Origin of the sequence: Spirosoma spitsbergense DSM 19989 (genome assembly GCF_000374085.1) — a bacterium.
GTDB classification, from domain to species: Bacteria; Bacteroidota; Bacteroidia; order Cytophagales; family Spirosomataceae; genus Spirosoma; species Spirosoma spitsbergense.
Window position 1 is genome coordinate 1 of sequence record NZ_KB893515.1, and the last position, 1703, is coordinate 1703.

1 protein-coding gene and 1 pseudogene are annotated in these 1703 nt (G+C 52.8%); both read left to right on the forward strand.

Features of this window, described 5'->3' with window-relative positions; genetic code table 11:
- On the forward strand, positions 1–219 hold a 219-nt coding region (locus B157_RS35265), incomplete at its 5' end, for a T9SS type A sorting domain-containing protein (RefSeq protein ID WP_041952083.1).
- Between the two features lie 78 nt (positions 220–297).
- A pseudogene (locus B157_RS0113155) lies at positions 298–1703 on the forward strand (T9SS type A sorting domain-containing protein); the annotation flags it as partial.

Below are 1703 nucleotides of genomic sequence, written 5' to 3' on the forward strand. Positions count from 1 at the left end.
ACCACTCAAACAGCCGAGGTGGAGATTACGGGGGTAGAGACGCAGGGGCTACAGCTGAATCTGATTGACCTCCAGGGCAAAGTACTTCATCAGCGAAGCATCCAGCAGGCCGAATCCACCCAGCGGGTGAGTGTGCCCATGGCTGAGGGCAGCGGCCTGTTCCTGCTCAACGTGAGCACCTCAACCCAGCGCCAGCAGGTGAAATTAATGAAACCCTGAATAAGCCTGAAAGGCGTTGTGCGGCCGTGCGCAACGCCTTTTAACACACATCCCCTTCACTCCTTATCCATTACAATCATGAAAAAGAACTATGTACATCCAATACAAGGAATCAGCTCAATTCTGCTCTGGGCCTGTCTACTTATCAGCCAAATTACCGGGGCACAATCTATACCCGACGCCCAGTGGGCCAGGGTTGGTAAAACGCTGCTCATCAGAAATAACGGAACCATTGCAACCGGCGACGGGCCATTACTCATTACCTATGCATTGAACGGCGACAAGGTATCTCAAATTGGGCCAATACGGGGTACTACCATGCTAGGCCCTGGTACGGTACCCCCTGGTGCGGATCCATATTTGTACCTCGCTGGTTTCACCCAGCTTTCAACAACCCCGGATGATCGCATTCTGATCGTCGGTTATGAGATCTATACGGGTATTGGTCTGTATAGGTATGCTTCTGGGGAGGCTGGCGGATTAGGTGCCCAATACCGAATTGTTACGCCGGATGGGGGCAGTGTAAGCTTTACGAATACGACGGAGATTGATTATAGCACCAGTTCGCCTGTGATTGGCGCCACCACAACGACCGTTTCAAAGGGAGGAGCGCAGAATAGCTGGTCCAGTGTAATTTCCTTCCCATACCAGTATCCCTACCTAACCAACAAAACACTGACCAAAGGAACCGTACTTATTAACACGCCTGATGGGGGATACCTGATAGCTGGCTATTTCAATAACAGCAATACCGATACGCCTGAATTGGGCTGGGTAGCCAAAATCGACAACCAGGGGAACATAAGCTGGAAAAAGCTCCTTGATAACCTCTTAAGAAACTCGCCATCAGAGATTTACCAAATGCGTACCATCACGGATGTTATGCTAACACCGGATGGATCAGGATACACGCTGGTTGGCCAGGGCGATCTGCCTAGTTCTCCCCTTCCCCTAAGAGGTACGTCTTTACTGGAAATCGATCTGAATGGTGAGTATAAACGAGGACGGGCACAAGCGCTCGACACCAAACCATTTACCGATGCCTACATCACGGCCTACACGGGCAGCAATGGTAAAAAATATTATGCAGTGGGCAACACCAGTCTACAGGACCGGCCTGACCCGCAAATCCGGCTGGTCGATCCAGCTGGGCTTTCCGTCGTAGCCAGCCGAATTGTTCCGGGGCCGGGGGAAAGCAGGCTAACTGATATTGCTACGGCCGGTGACGGGAGTCTGGTGTTTGTTACGGACAACAACCAACTCGTCAAACTCCAGCCCGAAGCCACACTACCGCCCCAGCCCCCAGTCGGTGCTTTTGCCCTGACAGCCCCTACCTACAACTGCACCACCGGGGCCTTTACCTTCAACACATCCGGGGGTAATGGCTCCACCATCGAGTACATGGCACCGGGCATTACCGGCTGGACCACCAACCCAAACCAGTTTGTCGATGAAGGCTCCCGCACCGCCCTTGATGTGCAGCC